General features: G+C 45.8%; 7 protein-coding genes and 1 pseudogene. 5 read left to right on the top strand and 3 right to left on the bottom strand.

Annotated elements, in window-relative coordinates; translation table 11 throughout:
* Positions 1 to 100: 100 nt before the first annotated feature.
* Together H6F93_RS09845 and rbp are read left to right on the top strand one after the other, a co-directional pair.
* On the top strand, positions 101 to 415 hold the full coding sequence (locus H6F93_RS09845) for an ATP-binding protein (protein ID WP_190680286.1): 315 nt from the start codon (positions 101 to 103) through the stop codon (positions 413 to 415).
* A gap of 215 nt (positions 416 to 630) precedes the next feature.
* On the top strand, positions 631 to 930 hold the full coding sequence (gene rbp / locus H6F93_RS09840) for an RNA-binding regulator (protein ID WP_190646351.1): 300 nt from the start codon (positions 631 to 633) through the stop codon (positions 928 to 930).
* A gap of 80 nt (positions 931 to 1,010) precedes the next feature.
* Here rbp and H6F93_RS09835 read toward each other — a convergent pair whose 3' ends face one another.
* Positions 1,011 to 1,421 (bottom strand): hypothetical protein, encoded by a 411-nt coding sequence (locus H6F93_RS09835; protein ID WP_190680285.1) that lies wholly within the window; start codon positions 1,419 to 1,421, stop codon positions 1,011 to 1,013.
* Between the two features lie 53 nt (positions 1,422 to 1,474).
* The gene (locus tag H6F93_RS09830) at positions 1,475 to 1,768 is read right to left on the bottom strand and encodes a DUF1830 domain-containing protein (RefSeq protein WP_190680284.1); all 294 of its coding nucleotides are present in this window, start codon (positions 1,766 to 1,768) and stop codon (positions 1,475 to 1,477) included.
* Positions 1,769 to 2,006: 238 nt separating this feature from the next.
* Here H6F93_RS09830 and H6F93_RS09825 point away from each other — a divergent pair, with 238 nt between their 5' ends.
* Complete coding sequence (locus H6F93_RS09825) at positions 2,007 to 2,216, top strand: hypothetical protein (protein WP_190680283.1); 210 nt, start codon at positions 2,007 to 2,009, stop codon at positions 2,214 to 2,216.
* A 201-nt stretch (positions 2,217 to 2,417) separates the two neighbouring features.
* Positions 2,418 to 3,275 (top strand): fatty acid desaturase, encoded by an 858-nt coding sequence (locus H6F93_RS09820; RefSeq protein ID WP_190680282.1) that lies wholly within the window; start codon positions 2,418 to 2,420, stop codon positions 3,273 to 3,275.
* 243 nt (positions 3,276 to 3,518) lie between these two features.
* Here H6F93_RS09820 and H6F93_RS09815 read toward each other — a convergent pair whose 3' ends face one another.
* Positions 3,519 to 5,489: an NACHT domain-containing protein gene (locus tag H6F93_RS09815; RefSeq protein WP_190680281.1), complete on the bottom strand. Its 1,971-nt coding sequence runs from the start codon at positions 5,487 to 5,489 to the stop codon at positions 3,519 to 3,521.
* 175 nt (positions 5,490 to 5,664) lie between these two features.
* Here H6F93_RS09815 and H6F93_RS09810 point away from each other — a divergent pair.
* A pseudogene (locus tag H6F93_RS09810) lies at positions 5,665 to 6,324 on the top strand (IS6 family transposase); the annotation flags it as partial.
* Positions 6,325 to 6,747: the final 423 nt, after the last annotated feature.

The following is a 6,747-nucleotide window of genomic DNA, read 5'->3' as shown; positions in this document are numbered from 1 at the left end:
AGCGTTATACTCAGACCAGTTGCGGATACGGTAGCTCATTGCTGTGAAGGTTTGTTGGTGGTACTTCAAACCTATCACCTCGCCTATCCGCAACTCCTCCATGCAACAACGCCCCTGCAAATACACGCCTCAGAACGGACAAATTACAGTCACAATCCAATCGCAGGCAAACTCAATGCAAATTCAAATCAGCAACACAAGCGAAAAAATTTCTGCCAATGAACTCACTCATATTTTTGATAAGTTCTATCGAATTCCAAATGCTGATCCCTGGAAGCAAGGTGGCACCGGATTAGGATTAGCACTAGTACAGAAGCTCATCCAACAGCTAGACAGTCAGATCGCCGTCGAAACCACAGCAGGACAGCTCCACTTCACGCTTGAACTTCCATTACTAAGCATTCAGCCTGAGTGATCAGAAGCTTATGGTTTTTGAACGATTTGTTGAACGGTAGTGAGAACAACATAACAATTAAAGCACCGACTATTCTTTAAAGCGCTATGATGGTAGTCGGGACTAAGAATCGGTTGTAGTGTTTGTTTCAACTATTGAACGTTTTTATACATTTGGTATTGACGGGCTTCTCTCCGAAATCTCACTCTCTACATTCCTTTTTTGGAGATTAGTTTATGTCAATTTACGTGGGTAACCTGTCCTATGAGGTTACAGAAGCTGATATGACGGCTGTGTTTGCAGAATACGGTTCAGTCAAGCGGGTTCAGCTCCCGACCGATCGTGAGACGGGTCGGCTACGTGGTTTCGGTTTTGTAGAAATGGGGACAGAGACTGAAGAACAGGCTGCCATTGATGCCCTAGACGGTGCTGAGTGGATGGGGCGCGATCTCAAGGTCAATAAAGCTAAACCCCGTGAAGACAGAAATTCATCTGGTGGTGGCAATCGCCGAGATAGCTTCTCTCGCGGTTACTAAATCATCAAGCATACTTGAACGCAGGATGGGTTAGGCTCAACTGAAGCATTAACCTCTTAAGTAGGGCGGGTTAGTTGTCGTTAATCCGTTCTACAATTAAAGATAGCCTCGATAGGTTCTGATTCTTTAGAAAAATTGATTTCATTATAGAATTTGCTACATAATCTCAAGAACGCCTCTTTGCTAGCTTTTCCATTGTTTGGAAGCGTCCTCATACATTCCTTGATTTCTTCAAAAAACAAGCATTTTGCTTCAACCATGAGCTGAATTTCTGCGTTCACCAGTTCTAATTCTTGTCTAGCATAGTGTAAATCTTGCTCTATCACTTGCTGTTGCTGTAACTGCTCAGATAAGTATTGCTTAAGGGAATTAATCTGTTCGCGCAGTAGCACAATTTCATCTTCTTTTTCAAGGGCAAGGGTTTGTTTCCACTGCTCATTGGCTGGTTGGCTAGTAGGAATGTATTGTTGTTCAGAACTGATTAACTGCATTTGCTAGAAGTTGTTAACTAGTTGAAGTAAGAGATACCCGAACGACGTAAGCTTTAGTTGTGCTGAACAAGGCAGTCTTGTTGAGCTTGTGGGCTTTTAACAACCAAGCGATCGCAATTCATGACCTCGATTAGAGCAGCAGTAGAAAACCCCGAAACGTATATTTCGAGCTGAGCCTCTGGTACTGCTTCAAACAAAAGCCTTTCTCTTGGAAAAACAATACGCTCAAAGTACCAATTTGAGATGTTTGTGATTCGGGCAATCTTCAGCTTGTGAGTGTCATTCACATAGCAGCAGAGAATGCGGTTAGCACTGTCAGCAGGCAGACTATCCAGAACTTGAGTCATCGTAATGAGTGTTGTAGAGCGTTATGACCATTGATGTCCAAGAATAAGTATGACGCTTTGCTGTTAAAGATCCTGTCCAATTGAGTGTTTTACTTGTGTATAAGTTATACAAACATCGCTAAAACATTCAAAAGTTGCAGATAGTGTTTGACTTCTTTACCCAAGAAGATACAAAACGCATTTGATGCTTTCTGTTTTAGTAGAAAGCATCGAACCAGAATTTAGAGGAGCTCTGCAGATGACTGCAACCTTAATCAGGCGACCTATGTTTCGTCCCATGCAAAGGGTTAGCTTTGTTGGTGGAGAGGGAATTGTGCGAAGCTACAAACCCAACGCTGGAACTTGGGCGTATCTTGTCGAGATGCCACTGGGGCTAAATCCTGATTTTGGCAGAGTGGGGGCAGAAACGATGGTATTGCTCAATGAGGCAGATTTGCGTGCAGCTTGATTCAAAATCAAAGCTGTTAACCAGGCTTCTAGTTGCATCAATCATCGTGTTAACAAACTCTTGATTCTGCGTTTCGCTATAACATCACTGCTGTTTACTCTACACTTGCTGATTGGCTGCTGAATTACCCATTCGCCTCAAGCAGTACAGCATGTAGTTTTTACACCAGAATCATTTTTAAGGAATTTTGAAGGAGAATTTGTGACTGTTCACTCGTTAAGCTCTGCCTCAACAGGCGAGCAACCGCTTATATTAAGCTGGAGGAATGTCGCCTTTTTTAGTACTGTTCATGCTCTAGCGCTGCTTGCACCCTGGTTTTTCTCTTGGTCTGCTTTGGGGGTGACGATCGCGCTTCATTGGCTTTTTGGCAGCATTGGCATTTGTCTGGGCTATCACCGTTTGCTAACGCATCGTAGCCTCCAGGTTCCCAAGGCACTAGAACATACCTTCGCGCTTCTAGGGGCACTTGCCCTACAGGGTGGTCCCATCTTTTGGGTCGCTGGACATCGTTTACATCATGCCTTTACCGAAGATGTTGATAAAGATCCTTACTCCGCTCGACGGGGTTTTTGGTGGAGTCACATGCTTTGGATTATGTACCCCCGCCCTGAATTTTTTGCAACCGAAACCTATCGTAAGTATGCACCTGACTTAGCACGCGATCCGTTTTACACCTGGCTCGATCGCTATTTCCTGCTGCTGCAACTGCCGCTAGGACTACTGCTGTATGCGCTGGGAGGCTGGTCATTCGTTGTCTATGGGGTGTTTGTGCGAGTGGTGTTGCTCTGGCACACAACCTGGCTGATCAACTCAGCTACGCATTTGATTGGCGATCGCACTTTTGAAACTGAAGATGGGTCGCGTAATCTCTGGTGGGCAGCTTTACTCACGTTTGGAGAAGGGTGGCATAACAACCATCATGCTTACCCTAAAGTGGCAAAAGCTGGCTGGAAGTGGTGGCAGGTGGATATTACATGGTGGGCGATTCAAAGTTTGAAAGTACTGGGGTTAGCCCAAAAAGTAGTCATGCCTCCCCTACATGCAGAAACCACTAAGTAGACATAGAACGCACCTAAAGAAATTGATTCAATCTTTTCGTTCTTAAACGTTTGTTCAATTCCACTATCAATCGTTTGTTCCTTGCCCTGAAAGTGGAGAACTATTTGCGCGATCGCCTGAAGAAACTTCGCTCTAGAGGACAAGGGACAAAGGGTAAAAGATTGCACAAACAAAGGGGCGAGGTAAAAAGCTGTCGCTATCCATAGCTGTAACAAATCACTCAAATTGCTGCTTAGAATTACTTCATTCCTGCTCCTCAAGTTCTTTTTGAGGTAATAACAAAGCGGTTTCAATTTCCTGCCGCACAGCAGCGGTCACTTTACAATTGCTGTTGAGACAATCGATCAACAATTGATTGGCACCATAGTATTGCTGCAATACTTCTTGTTGTTCTGGGTTGAAGTGCCAGTCATGTTGAGCGCTGTGAGGGTGGGTGGCGCAGATGGAAGCAGACTGGGCAGTAAGAGATTGATAGCTTGCCCAGGTTAGAAATTTTTGCAGATATGGGTCTTGAGCTACGATTGCATCAATTTCTTGCTTCATCAACTGCACGAGAGAATCTGCACTTCGCAGCATCGCAACGGTCAACAAAAAGATTTCTCGCCAGCGCGGCTCAGCCACATGGCTAGCTAGCTGCTCTAATGCTCGATCGGACGCGTGCAGATTGTGACTGGCAACAATTTTTCGAGCCGTAAAATATTCTTGGAATATCTGATCACCAAAGGAGAAAATCCCCTGCACCCGTTCTGCCAACACTCCATGCTGTAACTCGATCGCCTTGAGTATCCCTTCACTGTCTAATTGCAATTCCTCTGGCTCGATTGCAGCATTGGGTAAATCACGGATGTAGTCCCCAATTTGTTGCTCAACGGCTTGTCGTTCAAAAAAGTAATGCCCTTGCTCAAACGTGACGGTTGCAACTTGGCTCAGCAGCTTGAGCTTTTGGGGCAATAGCAAGCCGTGATACATCTCGTCACGCTCAATGCCTTTTGTTTCGTCCCATTTGTTGAGCAAAAGCTCTAAACATTGTTTATAAAACTCTGCTCGTTTAGCGGGAAATTTACCCTGATGCTGGAAAACCCAGCAGGCAAGATGGAGGAACAGCGGGGTCACAGAAAGTCTACGGAAGGGTATATTTTCAGGCAAGCCTAGCTGCTGAACGAACTGAACGGCTTGTGTTTGCCCAGCTTGAAACGTGGTCTTCGTCAGCGCTGTAAACCACTTTTGAGCAAATGCCACAATCTGGTCTTGCGTAAATAGGGCTATTTCCACATCGGTGAAGCGTCTAAGGTTCGGAGCTCTAGCCGCTGTGCGGCAAGTCACGACAAACAGATTCTGTTGATACTTTTCAGAAAGTCGGCGAATTTCGTTGACAACCGCTTTCCGATCTTGCTCAAGCACTTCATCTAATCCATCTAGCAACAGCAACATCCTGCCCGCTTGCAGTAGAGTTTCAAGCACAGAAAGGTCTGAAATGCCCGACGTGCGAAAGTCGTCAAAAATAAAGCTGAGTAAGCTCAACTCATCTGCTGCTCTAGATTCGTCAGCAAAATCCCTCAAGCTGACAAAAATTGGAACTCGATTAGCCGCAAAGCTACCTTGGTTGCACCGAATCGCTAGATGTTGCAAGAAAGTAGTTTTACCTGCCCCCGGTTTTCCCAACACTCGCAGCTTCGAGTAGATTTCGACGGCTTTCACGCCTGCCATTTGAGTCTGAGACATTTCTCCTGGGTCAAGCTGAGTGCACTCTTGGGGCGTGATGCGTTGCAGGTCAGCCAACTCCAACCACTGCTGGCTGGGAATTTCCTCTAGAATGTTGACATTGATGTAAAGGTCGTCAATCTTGACAGGGTGGCTGAGGTTCAACAACTGCAAGGTACCGCACTGGTCTTGGACTTTATCCTGCCGTTGCAATTTTACCTGACGTACTAGGGTGTTAATGTCTGTAACTGGTGCAATCGTAACCTCTCTAAGTTCAGGAAATTCTGCGGGGGGATCGATCGCAATGTCTCGCCAGTCTAAGTCTAGAATCGAGCAAAGCTCTTGAAAGGTTTGCCGCTCAACAGGCTGCCCCGTAAAGAAACGCCAAACCGATTGGCGCGTCTTTAACCCTACTTCCCCTGCTAGATTTTCTTGAGTCCATCCTTTGTAAGTAAAAGCTCGCTTTGCTTGTTGCATCCCAGAAGACGAGGCCCGGAGAGATCTTTTGACCATGAGATCAAACTCCTGGTTTTCATCTCAAGAACTTATACAGTCATTCACACCTATAAATTTACAATCTTTTCTTGCGCCAATAATCTATCACGTGACACAAATCACGTAGATTTGGGTTGTGTCGCAAAAATGAGAAGGTAGGAAGGCTCAATTTTCTCTGACCTCCTTACCCTAAATGGCATCTCAATCCCTGTTCAAGTGGCGGCACTTCTTGCCAGAAATCATCGTGTTGAATGTGCGGTGGTATTGTCGCTATCCTCTGAGCTACCGGGATTTGGAAGAAATGATGGCAGAGCGAGGGGTCGAGGTCGATCATTCCACGATCCATCGGTGGGTATTGAGTTACGCTCCAGAACTAGACAAACGAGTTCGACCGCATCTGAATCTGACAAACGACTCGTGGCGGGTGGATGAAACTTATATCGAGGTCAAAGGGGAGTGGAAATATCTGTATCGAGCGGTGGATTCAATGGGCAACACGCTGAACTTTATGCTGAGTGCAAACCGGGATGGCAAGGCAGCGGCACGATTCTTCCACAACGTGTTGAAGGCGACTCACACTCAGACTCCACGGGTAATCACGGTCGATAAGAACGCTGCCTATCCAGTGGCAATTGAAGCGTTGAAAGCAGATGAAACGCTGGCAGCCCAGACCGAATTGCGGCAGAGTAAATACCTGAATAATGTGATCGAGCAGGATCATCGGAACACCAAGCGGCTGACGAAACCGATGATGGGATTCGGCTCATTCAACACGGCAAGACGAACACTCAGAGGAATTGAAGCAATGAGTATGATTCGCAAAGGACAGGTGAAGGGAATCAGTCAAGGGGACAGGTTCTGTCGCAAAAACTTTAGGAAACACTATTTGCAGAGTTGTATTATACATAATACAACTCTGCAAATAGTGTTAAAAAGATTTTTTGCGACAGAACCGTTGCATCTGGGCTTCTATTTGGGTAGGGTAGGGCTGCATCAATTCACTCGTTACTCACCTATCTCTCTAGCTTACAGATAGAGATAGTAGAATTACACGTTATTTAATCCTCGATCCTTAGGTTACGCAATGTTTCGCTGCAAGGCGTGCTATCGTACCTGCAATGAACGCACCGGTACCCCTTTCAATTTCATCGAGGTGCCCCCCAATATCGTGTTCCAAGTGCTGCTCTGTCGGTTCCGTTACAAGCTGAGCTTTAGAGACATTGCCGAATTCTTCCTACTGCGCGGGTTGGAGTTCACGCCTGAAACAGTACGAGAT

Source organism: Leptolyngbya sp. FACHB-671, assembly GCF_014695745.1.
Classification (GTDB): domain Bacteria; phylum Cyanobacteriota; class Cyanobacteriia; order Elainellales; family Elainellaceae; genus JAAUTN01.
Note: the sequence above shows the minus strand (reverse complement) of the source record. Positions and strands in the feature narration are given on the sequence as shown.